This is a genomic window from Streptomyces sp. NPDC051976 (assembly GCF_040680795.1).
GTDB lineage: Bacteria > Actinomycetota > Actinomycetes > Streptomycetales > Streptomycetaceae > Actinacidiphila.
Window position 1 is genome coordinate 250,948 of record NZ_JBFAXL010000003.1, and the last position, 20,497, is coordinate 271,444.

Annotated in this window: 11 protein-coding genes; 2 read left to right on the forward strand and 9 right to left on the reverse strand. The window is 70.5% G+C overall.

What is annotated here, in order from left to right:
* Positions 1–32: 32 nt before the first annotated feature.
* Positions 33–1,532 carry a ferritin-like domain-containing protein gene (locus AB0M29_RS05275; protein ID WP_365379169.1) on the reverse strand — a complete coding sequence of 500 codons (1,500 nt, stop codon included), beginning with the start codon at positions 1,530–1,532 and terminating at the stop codon, positions 33–35.
* A 222-nt stretch (positions 1,533–1,754) separates the two neighbouring features.
* Here AB0M29_RS05275 and AB0M29_RS05280 point away from each other — a divergent pair, with 222 nt between their 5' ends.
* Positions 1,755–2,702: a diiron oxygenase gene (locus tag AB0M29_RS05280; protein ID WP_365379171.1), complete on the forward strand. Its 948-nt coding sequence runs from the start codon at positions 1,755–1,757 to the stop codon at positions 2,700–2,702.
* 30 nt (positions 2,703–2,732) lie between these two features.
* On the opposite strand, the gene AB0M29_RS05285 is transcribed toward AB0M29_RS05280, so the two are convergent.
* From AB0M29_RS05285 to fdxA, 5 genes are all read right to left on the reverse strand, one after another.
* Positions 2,733–3,695: a zinc-binding alcohol dehydrogenase family protein gene (locus tag AB0M29_RS05285; protein ID WP_365379174.1), complete on the reverse strand. Its 963-nt coding sequence runs from the start codon at positions 3,693–3,695 to the stop codon at positions 2,733–2,735.
* Positions 3,692–4,846 (reverse strand): aminotransferase class V-fold PLP-dependent enzyme, encoded by a 1,155-nt coding sequence (locus tag AB0M29_RS05290; RefSeq protein ID WP_365379176.1) that lies wholly within the window; start codon positions 4,844–4,846, stop codon positions 3,692–3,694. The genes AB0M29_RS05285 and AB0M29_RS05290 overlap by 4 nt, the downstream gene beginning before the upstream one ends.
* Positions 4,847–4,993: 147 nt before the next feature.
* Positions 4,994–5,374, reverse strand: coding sequence for a cupin domain-containing protein (locus AB0M29_RS05295; protein WP_365379178.1), 381 nt, complete (start codon positions 5,372–5,374; stop codon positions 4,994–4,996).
* Positions 5,375–5,389: 15 nt separating this feature from the next.
* A complete protein-coding gene (amrS, locus tag AB0M29_RS05300; protein ID WP_365379180.1) occupies positions 5,390–6,814 on the reverse strand; it encodes an AmmeMemoRadiSam system radical SAM enzyme in 1,425 nt (474 codons plus the stop codon).
* Positions 6,815–6,887: 73 nt separating this feature from the next.
* Positions 6,888–7,226 carry a ferredoxin gene (gene fdxA, locus AB0M29_RS05305; RefSeq protein WP_365379183.1) on the reverse strand — a complete coding sequence of 113 codons (339 nt, stop codon included), beginning with the start codon at positions 7,224–7,226 and terminating at the stop codon, positions 6,888–6,890.
* 267 nt (positions 7,227–7,493) lie between these two features.
* Between fdxA and AB0M29_RS05310 the strand changes: the two genes are divergently transcribed.
* Positions 7,494–8,240 (forward strand): type 1 glutamine amidotransferase, encoded by a 747-nt coding sequence (locus AB0M29_RS05310; RefSeq protein ID WP_365379185.1) that lies wholly within the window; start codon positions 7,494–7,496, stop codon positions 8,238–8,240.
* Between the two features lie 23 nt (positions 8,241–8,263).
* Here AB0M29_RS05310 and AB0M29_RS05315 read toward each other — a convergent pair whose 3' ends face one another.
* The 3 genes from AB0M29_RS05315 to AB0M29_RS05325 all read right to left on the reverse strand — a co-directional run bounded on the left by AB0M29_RS05315 (position 8,264) and on the right by AB0M29_RS05325 (position 20,468).
* Positions 8,264–9,259: a ParB/RepB/Spo0J family partition protein gene (locus AB0M29_RS05315; protein ID WP_365379188.1), complete on the reverse strand. Its 996-nt coding sequence runs from the start codon at positions 9,257–9,259 to the stop codon at positions 8,264–8,266.
* 279 nt (positions 9,260–9,538) lie between these two features.
* Positions 9,539–15,994, reverse strand: coding sequence for an RHS repeat-associated core domain-containing protein (locus tag AB0M29_RS05320; RefSeq protein WP_365379191.1), 6,456 nt, complete (start codon positions 15,992–15,994; stop codon positions 9,539–9,541).
* Positions 15,995–16,142: 148 nt separating this feature from the next.
* The gene (locus AB0M29_RS05325) at positions 16,143–20,468 is read right to left on the reverse strand and encodes a LamG domain-containing protein (protein ID WP_365379193.1); all 4,326 of its coding nucleotides are present in this window, start codon (positions 20,466–20,468) and stop codon (positions 16,143–16,145) included.
* Positions 20,469–20,497: the final 29 nt, after the last annotated feature.

Genomic DNA, 20,497 nt, shown 5'->3' on the forward strand with positions numbered 1-20,497 from the left:
ATGCGGGTTCGGGTTCTGGTGCGAGTTCGGCTTCAGGAGTGGTCGAACGGGCGGTTCCGGCTCCACGGGGCGTCGCCGACGGTGCCGCGCTTGAAGTGCCCGGACGGGCGGGCCTGTCCGTCCCGTTCCATGGCGAGGAGTTCGATGAACCAGGCCTCATGCTCGATCTCCTCGTTCAGGATGCGCATCGCCAGTTCGTGGGTCCGCGGGTCCTTGCCCAGCGTCATGTCGCAGATCTCCCACCAGGAGCGGACCGCGCAGCGCTCGGCCTCCAGCAGCACGGTCAGGATCTCCACCGCGTTCGCCGGGCTCGGCCCGTCCTCCAACCCCCATGTGAGGCGGCCGTCGTTGGTGTTGGGCAGGTACGCGTCCCCGCAGCCGGACCGGTCCGCGAGGTCCCTGATGTCGAACGGCAGCGTGCCGCCCAGCTCGTAGATCCGGGGGGAGATCAACTCGAAGTGGGAGCGGTCCTCCAGGCGGGCGTCCTCGCAGATCGCCTTGTAGTCCTCCTTGCCCGCGAGGAAGTGCCGCAGCACCGTGTAGTAGTAGTACGTGGTGAACTCGGCGGCCGCGTTGTCGATCAGCTTCTCGCGCAGCGCGACCACATCCACGCCGCGCTCCTCCAGCTGCTGGATGCTGACGCTGCGGGTCACGTCGCCCTCTTCGATCCGGGCGCTCGCGGAGGTCCGGGTGGTGGCACCGCTGCCCGGCCCGGTAGCGCGGGTCGTCAGCGCCACCTCGGTCCGTGCGGCGCCGCCGCCCGCCCGCTCCTGTGCGGCCTTGCGCTCCTTGCAGCAGCCCGAGTCGGCGGATGTGCGCACCGGTGCCTGGATCTCCCGGGCCTCGCCCTTGACCATGTAGCGCTCGAACGCCTCCAGCGGGGACATTCCGGAGCGCATCGCGTCACGGGTGGCCTCCTCCTTGACCGAGATCCCGGAGACCTGCTCCGCGACCTGGGCGGCGACCTCCTTCGGTACCACCACCACGCCCGAGCCGTCGGCGACCACGTAGTCGCCGGGGGTGAACCGTACGCCCTCGATCAGCACCGGCTCCTGGCCCCAACTCACCCAGTCGCCGCGCTGGATGAACCCCTGCGGCCGGACGAACCGGGACATCACCGGGAAGCCCATCTCGTGCAGGGCGTGCAGGTCGCGGGTGCCGCCGTCGACCAGCGCGCCCGCCGCCTCCCGGGACTGCAGGGCGGTGATGGACAGGTCACCGAAGACGGAGGCGTCGATCCCGTTCATCTGGACGACGACGATGTGGCCGCCGGGCACCGAGTCGAGCATCTCGAACAGGCCCCTGGCGGACTTGCCGTGGGACACCGCGAGCGGATTCGGCGTGCATTCCACCGGATAGACCGGCCCGACCATCCGCATCGTCGGATCCCGGAAGAGGAAATTCCCGGACAGGCTCTGCTTCACATAACCGAGCCCGTCGAGAATGTCCGTGAGCGCTCCGGTGTACGCGTCCTGAAGTCTGTCGACGATCGACTGGTCGACGGGCCATTCCCGAGGTGTGGTCTCGCTCATTCTCACCGATTCCTCTGTCAAAGTCCGCGGACGGCACGCTGGGAAGCACAGGATGCCCGGATCGCGGCGCCGCCGTCCACAGCCGGGCCGCTCACCGAGTTCCCTCGCCGAGTTCCCTCGCGGGGTTCCCTTGCCGAGTACACCGACCGGGCCGCAAGCTGCGGTGGTCATCAGTCCGGTACCGCTTCCCCGAAGCCGGGGCGATTCGAGAGGATGACCACATTGCCTTCCCGTTCCCGCCCGTCCGAGGACTACCGCTCCGCCTTCTCCCGGTGGGAGGAGAGGTCGAGCGTCCGGGTGAAGCCGCGCCGGATCCTGGAGGAGGTCGAGCAGGGCAAGGTCCCGTTCCCGCCCGGGTTGGTCCCGCTGCTCTACCACCCCCTGGTCAGGGAGCAGAGCGAGTCGGTGATCAGCGCGATCCTGCTGCGGCGGCTGCATGTCTACCTGGACTTCACCGCCGACCTCGAACAGCTCGTGGTCACCCCGACCACCCAGCTCATCAGCCGGCGGCGCAGCGGTTTCGACCTGCCCGAGGAAATGCTCAGCGACTCCTACAAGATATGCACCGACGAGGTGTGGCACGCGCAGTTCTCCGACGATTTGCAGCGACAGCTCGTCGCCGCCACCGGCCTGCGGCCGAAAACGCTCGGGGATCCGTATTTCATGGCCCGGCTGAGTGAGATCAAAGCCGAACTCGACACATCGCTGCGGCCCTTGGCGGACGTCTTCTTCACCACGGTCTCGGAAACCCTGATATCCGGCATCCTCGGCGCTGTTCCCCGGGACCAGGCGGTGTTCACCGCCGTACGCGAGACGGTCGCCGACCACGCCGAGGACGAGGGGCGGCACCACGCCTACTTCACCCGGTTCTTCGAATACGCCTGGCCTCAGCTCACGGCGTCGCAGCGGGAAACGATGGGGGCGCTGCTGCCGGAATTCGCGGTGGCATTCCTCAAGCCGGATCTGGCTGCCATGGTCGGCATCCTCGAACCGGCGGAGCTCGACCCCGATGCCGCACTGGCGGTCATCGAGGAGACATACCCCGATGACCGGGTGCACGCCGACATGCGCGCGGCGGCGGGCGCCATGCTGCGCCTGTTCGAGCGCAACGGTGTGTTCGCGTCGGCCCGCGCCGCCGACGCCTTCGGGCGGTGCGGGCTGCTGAGCTGAGCCGCGGCGGCGGTCCGCCGCGGCCCACCGTCAACTCCGCGCACCCGCACGCAGATCCAGCAGGATCTTGCCCGTCGCGGCCCGGTCGCTCAGCGCCTTCAGGGCCGCCGCGACCTCGTCCAGCGGGTGGATCTGGTGGATCGGGACCGTCATGGCGCGGCTGTTCAGCGCGGCCAGCGCGGCTTCGATGCCCGCGCGTCGTTCCCGCGGCGAGGCGGTCAGGCCGCCGTAGCCGAGGAGCCGGAGGTTCTTGCGGTAGACCGACCGCATCGAGACGGTGACGTCGGGGCCGGCCGAGACACCGTAGCTGACCAACCGGCCGTGATCGGCGAGGAGTTCCACGGCGGCGCCGGTGAAGGAACGCCCGAGGGCGTCGAAGACCAGGGTCGGCACCACCGAGTCCGCCTCTTCCAGGAGCTGCGCGGCCGTGCCCGCCACGATCGGGGTGGCTCCCAGGGCGGCGATCCCCGGCGCCTTGGCGGCGTCGGCGGTCTGCGCCCAGACCTGGGCGCCCTCGTCGACACAGCGGCTGACCACCGCCTGGCCGACGCCGCCCGACGCGCCGAGCACCAGAACCCGGTCCAGTGGGCCGACCTCGCCGACGTCCCTGGTCACCCGGATCGCGGTCGCTCCGGCCACCGCCGCCGTGGCGGCCGCGGTGAGGCTCAGCCCGTCCGGCACCGGCACGACGGCGTCGGCGGGCGCGATCACCCGAGCGGACCAGGTGCCGTCCCTGACGATGCCCAGGCCGCCGCCGTGCACCACGACCGGACGGCCGCCGCACAGGCCCGCGCCCTCGACCCCGACCGTGCGCGGCAGGCTCGCCTCCGCGCCCACGGCGCCCGCGATGACATAGGTGTCGACCGGGTTGAGGCTCGCGTAGTGCATCTCGACCAGGACGTCGCCGGAGTCCGGCTCCGGCAGGGCGCACTCGGTCACCTCCGGCGCGGCGCCGAAGGCGGTCAGGCGGGCGGCGAGGGTGCGGGCCGTCATGCCGGGCTCCCGAGGGCGAGCAGCGCGGCCTCCACGGCGCCGAGCGTGCGCTGGATGTCGGCCTCGTCCACGGTGCCGAGGTGTCCGATACGGAAGGTGCGCTGCCCCGTCGCGGGCAGTGTCCCGGCGGGCAGGATCACGCCCTGCTCGGCCACCGCGCCGAGGAACCGCGCCGGATCCAGTCCTGCCGGGACCGCCGCCACCGTGACGCCGTTGGCGCGCTCGGCGGGATCCGGTACGAGCAGGCCGATGCCGAGTGCGGTCAGCCCGGTGTGCAGCAGGTCGCGCAGCGCGGCGTGCCGCTCGACGCGGGCGTCCCGGCCCTCGGCCAGCGCCAGCCGCAGGGCTTCGGCCAGCGCGAGCACCAACGACCCCGCGGGCGACTGGAAGTAGCCGGACTCGCCGCGCTCGGTGGCGGCCATGACCGGCAGCCAGGGGGCCAGGTCGAGCGAGTACGTCGACGGCTGCCAGCTCCGTGTGCGCAGCACCTGCCGCGCCCGCTCGCCCAGCAGGTGGAAGGCCAGGCCCGCGGGGGCGGCAAGGCCCTTGGGCGGCGCGCCGAGGTAGCCGTCCAGATCCCAGGCGTCGAACTCGACCCGCTCGGCGCCGATCGCCGAGACGCCGTCCGCCAGCAGCAGCGCGCCGTGCCCGTGGGCCAGCCGGGCCAGCTCCGCCAGGTCGGCGCGTACCGCGCTGCTGGAGTCCACATGGGCGACCAGCAGGGCCTGGTAGGGCCGGCGGGAGAGTAGTTCGTCCAGGGTGCCGATGTCGGGCGCCCGGCCGACCGGTGCCTTCGGTCCGTACGCCGGGATGCCGTGGCGCAGGCAGATCTCCCGCCACCGGTCGCCCCACATCCCGGTGGAGGCCACCAGCACCGGGACGCCCGGCCGCAGCAGGCTCGCCGCCAGGCTCTCCATTCCGTTGGTGCCGCTGCCGGGCGTCACCACGGCCCGCGCCCGCTCGGCGCCCGCGAGTTCGCGCAGTGCGGCCAGGCAGTAGCCGAACTCGGCGATGAAGCCGGGATCGGTGAGCGGCGGTGCGGGGCTGTCCAGCCGTGCCAGTACCGACGGCGCGGGCCGCGTCGGGCCGATCACCATCGCCAGCGGCTGGTCGGCCCGGTCCCCGCCGGTCCGCCGCTGGTCCTCGAACACGCTCGTCAACGTGGCCACGACCTTTCAGGGCTCGTAGGACCGGCGGCGCGGCGCACGGCGGTGCTGTCGCCGCCCGGGCCGCGCCGGGCTCCGGGGACCACGCGTCCCCGGGCCCGGCACGGCGCCGCCGGTCTGTTCTCCTCGGAATCAGGAACTGCTGTCACGCCATTCGACGTAGTCCTCGCGGTACGGCGTGAAGATGTCCAGCGCCACCGACCGCTCCAGGGCGTGCACTTGGTGCTCCACGTCGCCCCGGACCACGAAGCTGTCCCCGGCGACGGCCTCGAACTCCTCGTCGCCCGCGCGCACTCTGATGTGCCCGGAGAGCAGATAGGCCAACTGCTCGTGCGGGTGGCTGTGCAGCGGGAAGACGGAGTCCTTCTCCATCACGTGCTCGACCAGCATGAGTTTGTCGTTGTGGGCCAGTACGCGCCGGTTGAGGTTCTCGAACGCTTCACGGCCCTTGACGTCGGCGCCGCGGACGGTCACCACGTCCGGCACCTGCCCGGCGCTGTCTTCCTCGGTCATGGGAGTCCCCTCCGGTCAGCGCTGCGGCACGAACAGCGGCAGCGGGGTGACGTCGGCGTTCAGCGAACCGCTGTCCGCCTCGGTCGTCGGGAAGTGCGCCCGGTCGAAGACCTGGTGCAGCGAGGAGGTGCAGTTCGGCGGGACCGCCACGGCCACGCCCGCCTCCTCGGCCTCCGACTTGGCGGCGATGAAGCGGTAGCTCTCGTTCGGCTGCAGGTCGAGCACCGACCACTCGCTGCTGCGGGTGTCGCTGAGGTTGCGCCGGTAGTAGACCTGCTGCTCCTGGGCCGAGTCGTTGCGGACCTGGACGTGCAGGGCGCGCACATCGCCGTACCAGTCGAAGGTGGCGGTGTCGAACTTCACGTCCGCGGGCAGGTCCTGGACGACGGCGGGCCGGCGCACGCCCTTGGGGATCCGCTTGATGTTGGCGTCGGCGCCGCACTGGGTGCACAGCCCCGCCATGGTCACGCCCAGGATGCGGGCGTTGAGGCCGTAGCGGGTGACCTGGAGCTGCCCGCAGCTGTAGCACCGGGTGTTGACCGACTCGGTGTCGTAGACGTTGCCCAGGTAGACGTGGCGCAGGCCCATGTCGAGGCCCACCTGGCGGGCGGCCTCCAGCCGGTCGATCGGGGTGCGGATGGTGTCGGTCATCTTGTAGTCCGGGTGGAAGCGCACGTAGTGCGTGGGCACTTCGGGGCCGAGCCGGTCGAGTACGAAGCTGGCCACGTCCGCGGCCGTCTTCTCGTTGTCGCTCAGGTCGGTCACCATCAGCGTCGAGACCTCGACGTGCTTGCCCGCGCGGTAGACCTGCTCGGTCCCGTCGAGCACCGGCTCCAGCCAGCCCTTGGTGATCTTGCGGTAGTACTTCGGGTCGATCGACTTGATCGAGATCGAGAAGATGTCGATGACCGGGATCAGTTCCTCGATGGCCTCGGGGGAGATGAAGAAGGCCGACTTGTAGAGGTTGACGATCCCGGCTTCCTGCGCCAGCTTGGCGGTCTCCACGACGAACTCGTGCCAGACGACCGGGTCGTTGTAGGTCCAGGAGATGACATCGATCTGGTGCCGCCTGGCGATGTCGACGACCTGCTCGGGCGTGTAGTAGAAGACGTCCTTGTCCGCCACGTAACGGGCCTGCGAGGTCTTCCAGTTGTGGCAGTAGTCGCAGTTGAGCATGCAGCCGATGTTGCCCATCGACAGGATCCGGGCGCCGGGCTCGTAGTGGAAGACGGCCTCGGTCTCGATCGTCTCTTCCGTGGCGTGCACCGAGCGGCCGTAGTTCAGGCTCACCAGCCGCCCGTCCCGGTTGGCGCGCACCATGCAGAAGCCGTGCTGGCCGGGCCGGATCTTGCAGTTGCGGGGGCTGAGATGACACCGCACGACGTCATCCGGTAGCCGCTCCTCCAACCGCGCCGGATAGCCCTCTTCCTTCCACTTCATGTCCTGCATTCTGAGCATCCTTTCGAGCCGTGGGACGAGCGCTGACGACCGGGGCCGAGCGGACCACCAGGCCCTAGTCCTTGGTCGGCTCCCGCCGGGCCAGGGCCGCTACGACGGGGTGGTCGACGGTCTGCTGCGGGACCGTGGAGGCGCCGCCGGGATTTCCGAGGTCGGTGACCTCGACGAAGAACGAGCGGTTGATATCCGCGTACTCCGACCACCGGTCGGGCAGTTCGTGGTCCGGGTAAATGGCCTCGACCGGACAGACCGGCTCGCAGGCGTGGCAGTCTATGCATTCCTCGGGATTGATGTAGAGCGACCTGGCGCCCTCATAGATGCAGTCGACCGGGCACACGTCGAGGCAGGCCTTGTCCCTGATGTCGACACACGGCTCCGCAATCACGTACGTCAAGTGAGTCACCGTTCTGCCGGATTGGCGTGGTGTGGGGTCCGCGAAGGGCCGATAACCGAGAATTGTTCGAGCGCTGGCCTGCGAACGAAATGATGGTGCCAGCGCCGAACCGCGCGGTCAATGTCACCCGAAGCCGCCGCCGGGGAACGGGAATTCGCCTTGACCGCACGGCGGTCGCCTCGTCAGGGTGGTCCGCGGCCGACCCCGCCCGGCACCAGCCCGGACGGTATTCGTGGTCGATGATTTCGAGAAAAGGGACTCCACACCGTGTCGAATGACGAGCGGCGTCACTCCGGGGCCCCGGCCCGGGTCCTGGTTCTGCAGCACGCCTCATGGGAGAAGCCGGGCCTCTTCGGCCGCCTTGTCGCCGAGCGCGGAATGGAGCAGGTCACCGTACGCGTGGACCGGGGGGAAAGCTTTCCGGAAGACGTCGACGCGGTTCTGGCCATGGGCGGTCCCATGAGCGTCAACGACGATCTTCCGTGGCTGCGCCCCGAGCAGGAATACATCCGGCGCGCCGTCCGCGCCGGGTCGCCGTATTTCGGCGTCTGCCTGGGGGCGCAGCTACTCGCCGCCAGTTTCGGCGCCGCGGTCGCGCCGGCGGAAGCGGTGTACGGAATACACACGGTGCAATTCGACTCCCCCGCTTTCCGTGACCCGCTGTTCGGCGGCCTGCCGCGGACACTGCCGGTCTTCCAGTGGCACGGCGAGAACGCCCAACGCCCGCACCACGCGACCGCGTTGGCCACCTCCCCCGGCTGCCCGAACGAGGCGTTCCGGGTCGGCGACCGCGCCTACGGGGTCCAGTTCCACCTCGAAGTCGACCCGGAACTGCTCGACGAGTGGCTGAACGTGCCGGACTGCGCCGCCGAGCTGATCGGCAGCAGGGGCGCCGACGGCCCGAGCAGCACCGCCGCCCAACTGCGGGAGCAGAGCGTGCGGATGGAGCGGTTCGCGCGCCGGATCTTCAGCGGGTGGCTCGACCTGGTCGCCGCCCACGCGGCGCGGCCGTAGGGCCTGCCCGCCCGGGCGGCCGGTCACGGGCTCGAACGCCGCTGCAACTGCGCGGCGAACTCGTGGTAGTCGTCGATGCACTTGCGCATCAGCTCGGCCAGCAGGTCCAGCAGATGCTCGGGCATCGCCGCGGCGAGCTGGTCCCAGCGGTCGGTGGCGCACACATGCGCCTGCAGGATCCGCAGGACGGTGCGGCCGGCGTCGGTGTACCGCAGCGACGGGTCCGAACTCAGCAGCCGCAGCACCGCGTTGGCGTCGGCCGTGGCGGACACCATCTTGACCGATCGCCCGCGGACCTGCGCCTGCGCCTCGGTGGAGCGCGTCTCGGACCCCGCCGGTCCGCCGCCGTCCGGCGACACACCGAACTCGCCCGTACGGCCGGGCCGCCCGTCCTCCAGCTGCGCGGGCGCGCTCACCCGCACCTTGCGCACCCGCCCGTCCTGGCCGACGCGCTCACCCAACTGGGGAATTTCCCCACTTGACCGGCGCCGGATCGCGCCCACCGTCTTGTGCGCCAGACCCGTCTTGGCCGCCACCGCCCGGTCCGACCAGTGCGGATGGGAGCGGACGATGCGCGCCGCCGCCGCCTTGCGGTCAGCGAGCGTCAGTGGTAATCCGTGGCGGACGTTGGACTCCACGGCGAGCACGAACACCGCGTCCGGGTCGCCGTCGACGTACCGCACCCTGATCGTCTCGGCGCCGCGCATGAGGGCCGCCTCCAGCCGGTGCATCCCGTCGATCACCCGCATCGTGCCACGGCAGACCAGGATCGGCGGCAGCTCGGCGTCGGTCTCCGCCAGCAGCCGGGTGTGCCCGCCGTCGGCGCCCTTCAGGCGCGGGGAGTCGGCGGCCCGCAGCAGGGCGATCGGGACCTCGAAGGTCCGGCTGTCGACCAGACCCGCGGTCCCCACCGGGTCGAGCCAGGAACTGGACGGCGGTGCGGCGCCGATGCGCTCACCCGTACGTACGGGCGCGGCGCGGTCGAGCGGTCGAGTCGAACTGAGACCCGGGGCCGTCACGAGCGGCCCGGCAGGTCGGCGGTCTGCGTCCCGGTCGATTGCCTCAACATGTCGTCCTTCTGTTGGGGTCCGGCACCTGTTGCAGGCACTCTCCCCCGCCCCGCCGCGCCGCAGCTTCGGTGGAACTACGCATCGAGGTACGTAACTTCACGTGTCCGCCCCTGCGCGTTGCGCATTCGCCGGAGGTGTGGCAGCGCCTCCGCGAGGGCCGCGGCACAGCAGCGCGCGGTGGGCTCCCCGACCCCACCGCGCGCTCTCATCCGTGGTACGGGATGCCGCTCAGTCGCCCATGCCGTAGGTCGGGCTCATGATGTTCTCGCCCTGGTCCAGGGCGCTGCGCAGGTTGCGGGCCTGCTGCTGCCAGGTCTTCTTGGCGAAGCCCAGCTTCGTCCCCAGCCAGCCGAGATAGCTGGAGCCGGTGGTCCAGCCGTGCTGGGTGAGGTAGAGGCCGTTCTTGCGGGAGGAGATGGAGAACGTGATCTGCGAACCGGGTTGGTCGAAGTACCCCTTGGCGATGACCGTGAAGGTGAATGAGGTGTTGGTCTTCATGGACACCCGCACCTTTCCCGGTCCGCCGGCGAGGTTGCCCAGGCCGTGCAGTTCGGAGTCCCCTGGATGGAGGACGCAGACCGCGCCGTTCACGAACGACCCGCAGCCGGTGACCTTGAACGGGAACACGTCGTGCGGATGGTGCTCGAAGAACCACATGACGCCCTGCGGGTCGCCGAGGCTGTTCGGGCCGATGTACTCCGAGGTCGTGTAGTCGTAGCGCGGGTGGAAGTGGGTGTTCCAGTACTGGGCCTTCAGGGACGCGTTGGAGTTGTCGATCGCACGTTCCTTGGACTGCCCGTAGACCGACTCCAGCAGCTGCTGGTACTCGGGATCCGACGGTCCGGAGAAGCCCAGGGTGTCGCACAGGTCGCTGCAGTGGTGCGCCTCGTAGGAGACCTGCCGCTGCTTCTTCAGGCTCACGTCGGGGTTCTGGTTGACCTTGCTGTTGCTGCACTCGGTGTGCACGCAGTCACCGGTCTGCGTCGCCCAGGCGCTGCAGTCGGAGCCGCACGCGTTGCCGTGCTCGTCGCAGCCCTCGTGGCCGTTGCGGCAGGTGTACAGGCCGGTCGGGTCGGAGTTGCTGACGGGGTCGTTGCCCCCGTAGGCGTAGCCGTTGAGCGACTGCGGGTCGGAACTGTCGAGGTCGGGGTCGACCGACAGGAAGCGGCCGGTGGTCGTGTCGTAGTCGCGGGCGCCCAGATGGGTCAGGCCGGTGCCGGGGTCGTTGGTGCCCCCGACGAAGCCCTTGTCGCCCGACCAGCCCGATGGCGTCGTGCCGCGAGTGCCGCCGAACGGGGTGGTGCGGCGCTCCTGCATCGTCAGGTCCGCGCTGTTGACCTCCAGCTGGCCGGTGTCCTGGCTGTCGGCCAGGAGGAAGTACACCGAGTTGTCGTCGTTGCGCACCGCCTCGTTGCCGTCGCCCAGGTCGTAGTAGCGGGTGGCGTGCGGGGTGCTGGAGCCGGCCGCGACGGTGACCTCGGTGCCGCCGAGGTTCAGCGTGGCGGCGGCGTCGGTACGGGTGACGAGCCGGTTGCCGTCGGCGTCATAGACGTAGGAGGTGGTCTTGGTGCCGCCGCTGCCGTCAGGGGCGGTCATCTGGGCCAGGTGGCCCTCGCCGTCCCAGACGAAGGTCTGCTGCGGCGCGCCCCCCAGGGTGCGGGTCTGGGTGTCGCCGTCCTTGTCGTAGGTGTACGAGTCCTGCGAGGTGCCGCCGGGCCCGGTGGTCGTCACCTGGGTGACGCCGTGCGGCTGCGGGCTCGTGGCGGGCGGGTAGGCGTAGTCGTGGACGGTGTCCTGGGCGGACCCGGCCGTGGAGTGGTCGGTCTCCTTGGTGCGGTCACCGGCCAGGTCGTAGCCGAAGGACTGCCAGTACGGGGCCGGACCGCCCATGCTCGCGGCCGACGGGGTGGACGCGCAGCCCGCCGTGCCCTGCGCCCATGCCTCGGTCACCCGGCCGAGGTAGTCGCGCTGGAAGCACTGGGCGTCGGTGCCGTCGCGGGAGACGTCCGTGAGTGAGGTGATGTCACCGGCCTGGTCGTAGCCGTAGGTGGCGGACCTGTCGGTACCCGCCACGTCCTGGCGGTCGACACGGGAGTTGGACAGCCGCTGAGTACCCCACTCGTAGGTGTTGGTGACCTGGGTCATCTTCTTGCCCGGCGCCTGGTAGGTGTACTGCAGCGCCTGACCGATGTTGCTGTACACCGTGCCGGTGGTGTACGTGGCACCGCCGGACCCCGACACCGTCACCGGGCGCAGCAGCGCGTCGTAGGTGGGGGTGACGGCCTCGGCGGCGAGGCCGCCGGCCGCCGGGTAGCCGACGGACTGCGTGGTGCCGTCCGCGTTGTACTGCACGTTGCCCTGGTACGAGCCCGCGAGCGCGCCCTCGGCGGCCGGGATGGTCGTGGTGGTGCGGTGTGCCCGGTAGAGGTTGTCGTACAGCTGGTAGGCCACCGTGTAGGCCGAGCCCGTGGCACCGCCGGCGTAGCGGGTGGCGGAGGCCACCTGGCCCTTGAAACCGGTCGGGTCGTAGACGTGCTTGGTCAGCAGCGGTCCGCTCGCGTCGGTCCCGTCATGTGTCTCGGTCTCCCGGCCGAGTCCGTCGTAGACGTGGGCGATGCTCTTGCCCCGCTGGTCGGTGGTGTACAGCAGCTGGCCGCGGTCGTCGTAGTGGGAGCTGGTGGTGCCCTTGTCCGGGTCGACCGCCGTGAGCTGGTTGCCGCGCTGGTCGTAGGTGTAGGACCAGATGGTGCCCGCGGGGTTGGTCAGCGTCCACAGGTCGCCGGCCGGGGTGTAGGTGTACAGCGTCTTGTCGTAGCCGCCCGTGGGCGTGGCCGCGTGGTACTGGTCCAGCTCCACGGTCTTGCCGCGGGCGTCGACGAGGGTGGTGGTCGGCGTGCCCCCCTGAGGCGGCGTCACCGTGGTGCGGTCGCCGCCGTAGACGGTCGTGGTGGTGCCGAGCACCTGGCCGCCGTCGCCGTTGCCCGCCACCTTCTGGCTCTGCACGACACGGCCGAGGCCGTCGTAGGTGTTCCAGGTCTGCGTCTCCACCGACGAGGCGTCGTCCAGCGTGAACAGCACCGTCGACGGTGCCTTGGCGGCGTAGTACGTGGCGAACGACTTCGCGGTCAGACCGCGGGAGTCGTAGAAGGTGTCACTGACCAGCATGCCGTTCTGCGGTCCGGGGGCCTGTGCCTGCCGGACCCGCAGGAACCCGTCGTAGAGGGTGTACGAGGTCGCGGTGCCCGTCCCGGCCAGGGTGGTGGTGGCCACCGTCACCGGCTGGCCGTCGGTGACGGTGTACGCGAAGGAGTCGTTGGGCGTCTGGCCGGCTTTCGCCCGGTCGGGCAGCCAGACCTTCAGCTTGCGGCCGAGCGCGTCATAGGTGGTGTCGGTGCGCTTGCCGTTGGTGTCCACCACGGTGACCGCGAGGCCGCGTACGGGCTCCAGGGTCGTCGTGGTGGTCTGCGCGGTGGCCGAGTTGGCCGGCGTGGCGGGCGGCGTGGTGACCGTCAGTGTCGTCGGGAAGCCGGTGGTCGGCGCGAAGGCCGTCGTGGTGGTCCGTCCGTCGGTGCGGTCCGTGCGCTGCGGGGCGCCGGTCTCGGTCGCGGTGACGTTGCCGGTCAGGTCGGTGGTCGAGGTCTTGCGCCCGTAGGTGTCGTAGCCCGCGCCGGACTCCAGGTAGGTGATGGTGGTGCCGTCGTTGGACTTGAGCGTCGCGGTGTGCGTCGCCTCACCGGCCGTCGGCGCGGCCCCGTAGGCCAGTCCGTCGTAGGCGGTACGGGTGTCGGACAGGACGTCCTTGGCGTAGTCGGGGGTGGCCGTGCAGGACACCGACAGGGTCAGCACCCGCGACGGGTCGTCCAGGATCCAGGCGGTGGTGTTGTCCACGTAGCTGGTCCTGGTGCACCGGTCGTCGGTGGCGGTGGAGATGTCGCCGTGGTCGTCGGTGGTCAGTACCCGGCCCGCGGTGTTCTCGAAGGTGTGGGTGACGTCGGTGGTCCGCCACGACGACCCGGCGCCGTCGTCCAGCGACGTCCACGACCGTGTCTCCGCGGTCCCGGTAAGGTCGGCGGCAATGGTGCCCCAGCTGCGGGTGACCGACGCGGTCTGGTGGTGCCAGGGCGTGCTGACGGTCTTGGCCAGGACCTTGCCGCCCGGCGCCGCGTACGTCTCCGTCCTGTACTCCCGCCCGGCCAGCGCGTTGTCGTCGGTGATGGTGCCGCCGTTGTCGTCGGAGACGGTCACGGCGCGGGTGCCGCCGGAGGTCTTGTCGCCGTCCATGCCGCGCAGGAAGTAGTGGTCGGTCTGCGACAGCATGCCGACCGGGTCCTCACCGCCGGTCTCGACCCGCACATGGGCGTATCCCCGGTAGGTGGACCAGGTCTTGTACTTCTCCTTGGTGATGCCGTCGTCGGAGTCCCAGTGCCAGGCGGCCCCGCCGAGGTAGTCGTACCTCGTCACCTCGTCGGGGGACTTGGTGGTGCGGTCGGTACGGATGACCTGGTTCACCACGTACTTGTTGAACCACTGCAGGGACGGGTCCTCGGCGCCCTGCTTGGTGAAGTACTGCGGGTAGCAGAGTGTGGTGTTGGAGTCCGGTGTCGGCAGGTGGGCGGCGTCGCACGCCGCGGTGGAGTACGTGACGTCGGTCTGTCCGCCGGTCTCGTCGTCGATCGTCGACAGGCGTTCCTTGACGAACGGCGAGGTGTTGTCGCCGGGGATGTTCAGCCGGTTGGTGCGCTGGTCGTAGCCGAAGGTGACCTTGGGCAGGGTCAGGTCGGGGGCGCCCTCGGGCGTGTCGGCCTTGCCGACGTGCTGGATGGAGGCCAGTTCCAGCTGGTAGTCGATGTCGGCCATGCCCCACTGGTGGGCCAGGTTCCAGGTGTCCACCGGCGCGTACGTGCCGTCGGACTTCAGCACCTGGGTGTTCACCGAGGTGAGCTGCTCGCGGGTCCAGAACGACGGCCCGAAGGTGTCGCAGTCACCGGTGGACTTGCAGTTGAGGTCCCACGGAGTGTCGTACCAGTACGTGGAGTTGGTGTCGATCTTCGAGGCGTCGCAAGTGCCGGAGGTGGTCTCCAGGCAGCGCTCGGCGCTGGTGAACTGGACCTGGCCCAGGGCCTTCGCCGAGTACACCGTGGTGGACTTCAGGCCGTAGTCGATGTGGTCCAGGGAGCCGCCGCGGTCGTACACGGTGGCGTCGGCCGCGGTGTTGTCGCGGCCGTAGTAGTTCGTCTCCTTGTTGTAGTAGTACGCGATGGCGTTGCCGTGGGGGTCGACGGAGTAGTCGAGGTTCCACCGCCAGCCCTGCTGGCACCACGAGGTGGCGAAGGTGGAGCCGTGGCACTGCTCGTCGGCGTTGTTGCCGAAGACGGGCACGTTCCAGGCGGAGTTCGTGGTCGCCTTGCCGCCGGCGTAGCCGGGCAGGCGGTTGTAACCGAAGTAGTGCTGGGTGCCGTCGGTCATCGTCACCCGCCAGTACTCGTCGTTGTGGGCACCGTTGCCGCGCACGTCACCGGCACTGCCGTAGATCCGGTCGACCTTGGTGCCGTCGTCACCCTCGATCCGGAAGGAGTTGGCGCCGGTGGCGACCAGCTGACCGGAGTGGCCCTCGAAGGAGATCGTGGCGTTGTCGTAGGACCAGCACAGGTCGCCGACCTTGTTGCCGCTGGAGTCCTTGACGCCCTCGTCAGCGCACGGTTTGTAGCTGCGCTCGATGTAGCCGGGCGACAGATCGAAGCCGTCACCCGCCCAGGACGCCTGGTTGTTGGTGGCGCTGGTGCGCCCGTCGACCTGGCCGGAGTCGTAGGAGAGCGTCACCTTGGGGCCGAACGCGCCGGGCACGGCCGGTGCGGGCATGTCGTACGACCAGGTGAACGCGCCGTTGTTGAGGCCGACGTTCCAGGTCGAGGAGGGCGCGAGCGAGGTCGCGGTGTAGTCGCCGTGGTCGCTGGAGGTGCCCGCGGTCGCGGCCAGCACCGTCGTCGCGGCGGCGGAGCCGGTGGCCGCCAGCGGGACGGCCGCGGCCGACAGCGTGTGCGTGGCCGCGTCGTTCGTGGCGGGCAGCGCGGTGGCGGTGGTGCACCCCGTCCTGGTGGGCGTGGTCAGCGCACAGGCCGGCAGCCGCACCAGACGCAGCCGGGCGGCGTACGACCCGCCGTAGGCCCGCGCGTAGTCACTGGCGTCCACCCGCACACCGACGGTGTCGCCGGTGGCACCCCGCTGCGGGGTGACCGTGAACAGCAGGCCGTCGACCCCGGCGGCGCGGGCGCTCTTCCGGTCCAGGACCCGTACGGTGGCCGGTCCGCCGAGCGGCGCCGCCTTCGGGGCCTTCCCGGTCTTCGGGGCGGCGGGCACGGTCAGGCTCACCGGAAGGCTTCCGGCGTGCGCCGCGGCGCCCTGGGTGTGCGCGGCGGGCAGCGTCACGGTGGCGCTGCCCGGCCGGTTCCAGGTCTGCTCGGCGGCGAGCGCCGGGTGGTGGGCGAGCCCGTCCCGCGCCCGCGCCACCGTGGCGGTGCCGGAGTGCCCGGCGACCGGCTTGCCCGCGGAGGGCTTGCCCGGCATGTCGTCCGCCCGCGCCACCGGCACGGCGGCCGCCTGCAGCACACCGGCCACCAGCAAGCCGCTGACCAGCAGCGAGAGTCTGCCCCGTGCCCCACCAGAAGAGGTGCGTCCTCGTATCACGCGCGTTCCGTCCCCATCCCTCAAGAAGGCCGCGGCGCACAGCCGCGCCGCGGTCCGCCCGCCCTCGTCGTCCGATCGGTCACCTGATGACATGCCGTGTCGCGGGGCGGCGCGCGGTGACCTGCGCGCCGCCCCGGGTGCCGCCGGGTCAGGGACCGGCGGTGGTGTCCAGGTCCACCCCGCTGGCCAGCGAGGCGATCTGGGTGTCGGAGGCCACTCCGGCGAAGACCCACACGTCGTCGATCACACCGGGCCAGTACTCGCCCCAGGTCGACGCACCGGTCTTGATGCGGCCGAGTTGCAGGCCCTTGGTCGCGTCGAACGGCAGCACCGAGGAGTTCCACGACACCGACTCCGTGCACGCCGGGTCGTCGGGGATGCCGTCGTCGTCGCTGTCGGAGCACAGCGTCTGCTGCAGCTGGGCGTTGACGTACAGCCGCATCTGACCGGCCATCAGGTCATAGACCACGGTCAGGTGGTCCCAGGCCCCGTTGCTCTGGAAGCTGGAGTCCGAGGCCGCCGAGACGGTCGCCGTGGTGCTGTCGGCGTTGGCCATCTGGAGCTGCCAACTGCCCGCGTTCGCCGGGTCGGTGGAGTCGGGCACGTACCGCACCGCGAATCCGTTGGCGTTCGCCCCGGCCATGCTCATCACCGTCACCGGTTTCGTCGGGCGTGCGGGGGTGGACACCCACGCGCTGACGGTGAAACTGGTGTTGGTGTGGATCGGCGAGCTGCTGGTCGACGCGTAGCCGGCGGAGGTGCCGTTGAGCACCAGGGCGCCGGCCCCGACCATGTTGTTCGCGCCGGTGGCGTCGATCTGCGCGCCGCTGCCCAGGGTCAGCGGGTGCTGGTCGGCGGCCGTGGGCAGTGCGTCCGGCGAGACCTGCGGAGTGCCCGAGGCGCTGTCCACCGTCCAACGGCCCTCGACCTGCAGCTGGTTGTGGTACATCGCCGCGGCTTCCGGCGCCGACAGCGCGCGGTCGTACATCTGCACGTCGTCGATCTGGCCGGGGAAGAAGCTGGCCGCGACGCCGTCGAAGGACGACGCGCCGATCTGCGTCGGGCCGCCGCCGTAGAACGGCGAGGCGAACGTCGTCGTGGACACCCAGGCACCGTTGACGTACAGCCGCATGTCGTCGGTGTTCGCGTCGTACGAGCCCAGGACCTGTGTCCACACGCCGGCCGGCGAGTGGGTGGTGTCTCCCTGGGCGGCGCGGACGATCGTCGCGCTGTCGGAGTCCGAGGTGTAGCCGTCGAACGCCCAGCCGTAGGTGGCCGAGTAGTACAGCTCGAAGCCCGGGCGATAGGTGCCGGTCTGCGCCGCGATGACGGCCCCATGGGTCGGTTTGGCGGACAACTTCGCCCAGCCCACCACCGAGAAACTGTGCTCGTTGTTGACGTGCGAGGACTTCGTGGCCGCATAGCCCGTGGTGCCGTCGAACGTCAGCGCCTTGTCCTGTGCGCCAGGTGTTCCCGCCGTGACCCCGCCGTGGAAGACGGCCGGCTCCACGTCGGCCCGCCCGTGGACCTCGGTGGTCGCGGTGCCGTCGTCCTGCGTGGCCTGCTCGTCCAGCGGGAAGACCGCGCGCGCCGGGCGGCCGGTGCCGATCGGCTCACCGTTGTACAGGTGCGCCACGTCGCCGGGCACCAGCGCCTTGTCGTAGATCCGGACGTCGTCGATGGTGCCGGGGAAGAAACTCGCCGCCGTGCCCGAGTAGTTGCCCGCGCCGATCTGCAGACCGCGCCGCGCGTCCCACGCCGTGCTGTACGGGGTCGACCCCACCAGGGTGCCGTTGACGTACAGCGACAGCACATGGTTCACCGCGTCGAACTCACCGGCGAGGTGGTACCACTGCCCCGGCGTGACCCCGCCCGCGGTGGAGGACATCGCCCGCACCGGGGTGGCGGAGGCCGAGTCCGAGCTGTACTGGTTGAACACCCACCGGTCGTAGCCCTGCGAGTAGTACAGCTCGAAGCCGGGTGCATCGTTGCCCGGCTGGGCGGCCACGATCGCCGCGGTCGTCGGCATGCGGTCGAGCTTCACCCAGGCGGCCACCGTCACGCTGATGTTGGTGTGCACGGTCGGGATGTCGGACTGCAGGTAGGAGTCGGTGCCGTTGAAGTCGATCCCGGTGCCCACCTTGCCCGGCGCGCCGAGGGTCGGTGAGCCGACGACGTCCAGGGTGCGGTCGCCCGCGGTGCCGACGGCCGCAGTGGCGCCCGTCGCGTCGTCCAACTGCCATTCCGCCCGCGCCGGTTGTCCTTCCTTGACCCGGAACTCGTACACCTCCGGCTCACTGCCGTTGCCCGCGCTGTCGAAGGCCTGCGCGTAGAGGAAATTGGTGCCAGCCCGGGTCGGCCGGAAGGTCACCGGCTTCGCCGCGCCACCGGTCGTGGTCACCGTGTGGTCGGTGTCGCACACCGGGTCGGCGTTGACTCCGTAGCAGTACTTGACCACATCCGAGGAGGCCGAGTCGAAGGAGAAGGTGCCGTCGCGGCCGACACCGTCGTACGACGGGTCGTTGGGGTTGCTGTCGTCCACCGCCGGGTAGTCGCCCGAGCCGATCACCGGGCCGGCCGGCACGCTCGTGTCGTACACCCAGTAGCAGGCCGTCGCCGAACCGGACCACGACCACGGGGAGTAGCTGTAGTACGTGCCCTGGTCGTAGTCGACCGAGCGGACGTACCAGTTGATCGTCTTGTTCTTCGGGATCACCTTGCCGTTCGACAGCGTCGAGGTCAGCTTGGTGGTGAAGGTCGACCCGGACTTCTTCGGCCCGATCTTGGCCGAGGTCCACTGGGTGGTGACGCCCTTGCCGTCACCGGCGTCCCACGACAGCGCGAACTGCACGCTCACCTGGTCGCCGTCGGGGTCGGTGACGTTGCCGGCCGTGAGCGAGGGCAGCGTGCGGATGCGTACCGCCTTGGACGGCGCGTGGCACGTCCCGCCCGGGCTCATCGACAGCTGCGACATGGCGATCTGCTTGGGGGGCATGTTGTAGTGCACCCGCAGATACGCGTCGTTGGAGAACCGCTTCCAGCCGTACGGGTCACCTTCGTCGCCCGCCTGGAGACCGAAGGTGGTCGTCGAGGAGTCGTGCGAGGCCGCGTACTTCACCCCGCTCGTGGCGTTGAACTCGACGTCGGAGGCGGCGCATCCGGACCAGCCGTGCGCCTCGTTCTGCGTGTCGAGCTTGTCCAGCCAGTTGTCCGAGGTGGAGTTCCACGTCGAGCCGGAGGTGAAGCCCTTGGTACGCCACAGCTCGATCGGCTTGGCGGTGCACGAGGCCGACCATGTCTCGTGCCCGACGAAGGTGGCCGAGATGATCGACTTGCCCGCGAACTTCGAGGTGGGGAAGGAGTAGAACAGCCGCTTCACGTCGTACGGCGAGCAGTAGTACCAGGCGCAGTCGCCCACGCCGGCGTCCGGGTCGCCGTTGAAGTGGTACTGCGGGCTGGACGCCCAGGTCTTGGAGACCATCGTCCAGTCCCCCGCCTTGGGGGTGTACGTCTGCGGGTCGATGTAGAGCGGGTACCTGGTGTGCGTCCCGGTCAGCAGGGCGGGGTCGGGCGTCAGCGTCAGCTGCCCGGTGCCCTGGCCGGCGCTCCGGCCGACGCCGACCGCGATCGGCGCCACGTGCGAGGTGTCGGTGGGGCCGGCCGCCGGGCCCGCGGTGTTCCCGCCGGGGCTCGCGTCCTCCGCGACCGCGGACCGGTTCTGCGGCTTGGTGGCGGTACTGGTGGTGCCGGAGTCCCACATGATCGGCCGCGGCGCGGCGAACACCACTCCCCCGCCGGTGCTGTCGGTGGCCTGCAGACCGCCGCCGGCGGTGCGGGCCACCTTCAGGCCGGTCGTCCGCACACCGAAGGCCAGCTTCGCCAGCTTCGGGTTCTTCGCGGCGGCGGCCGTGTTGACCACGACGAGTTCGTGGAAACCGTCGATGTCGGCCCGCATCTGCAGGTCGACGCCCGGCAGCACGTCCTTGTACGTGGCGGTGTCGCCGCTGAGCCGCGGCGCCGGAAGCGCCGACGGCCACACGTACGAGAGCTTCCGCCCGTCCTGCTCCAGCGTCACCAGGGGACCCGAGCCGCCGCCGGACAGCGTCATCCCGACCGCGGCCACCGCGGGCCCGACGCTCCCGTCCGGTCGGGTGACCAGGGTGTCGTCGATCGCCTTCCAGGCGCCGCCCACCCGTGCGCGCACCGGCCGCAGGTGCTGGTCCGTCCGCAGACCGCCGTCCGGCGTCGCGTACGTCTCGCTGGACTCGGTCCGCTGCGAGGTGATCTCCACCGTCTGCCCGGTCCGCGCGGCCGTCGTCACCGCCGCGTCCTGCGTCAGCGCCGTACTGTGCGCCCCGGTGCCACCGGGCTTCGCCGGCTTCGCGGTCGCCGCCGGAGCGGCCGCGGCCGCCTGCCCGGCACCCAGGACCCCGACCCCGGGCGCAACCGCCACGAGCGCGGACACAAGCGACACGACCAGCACACGAGGCGAACGCACCCGTC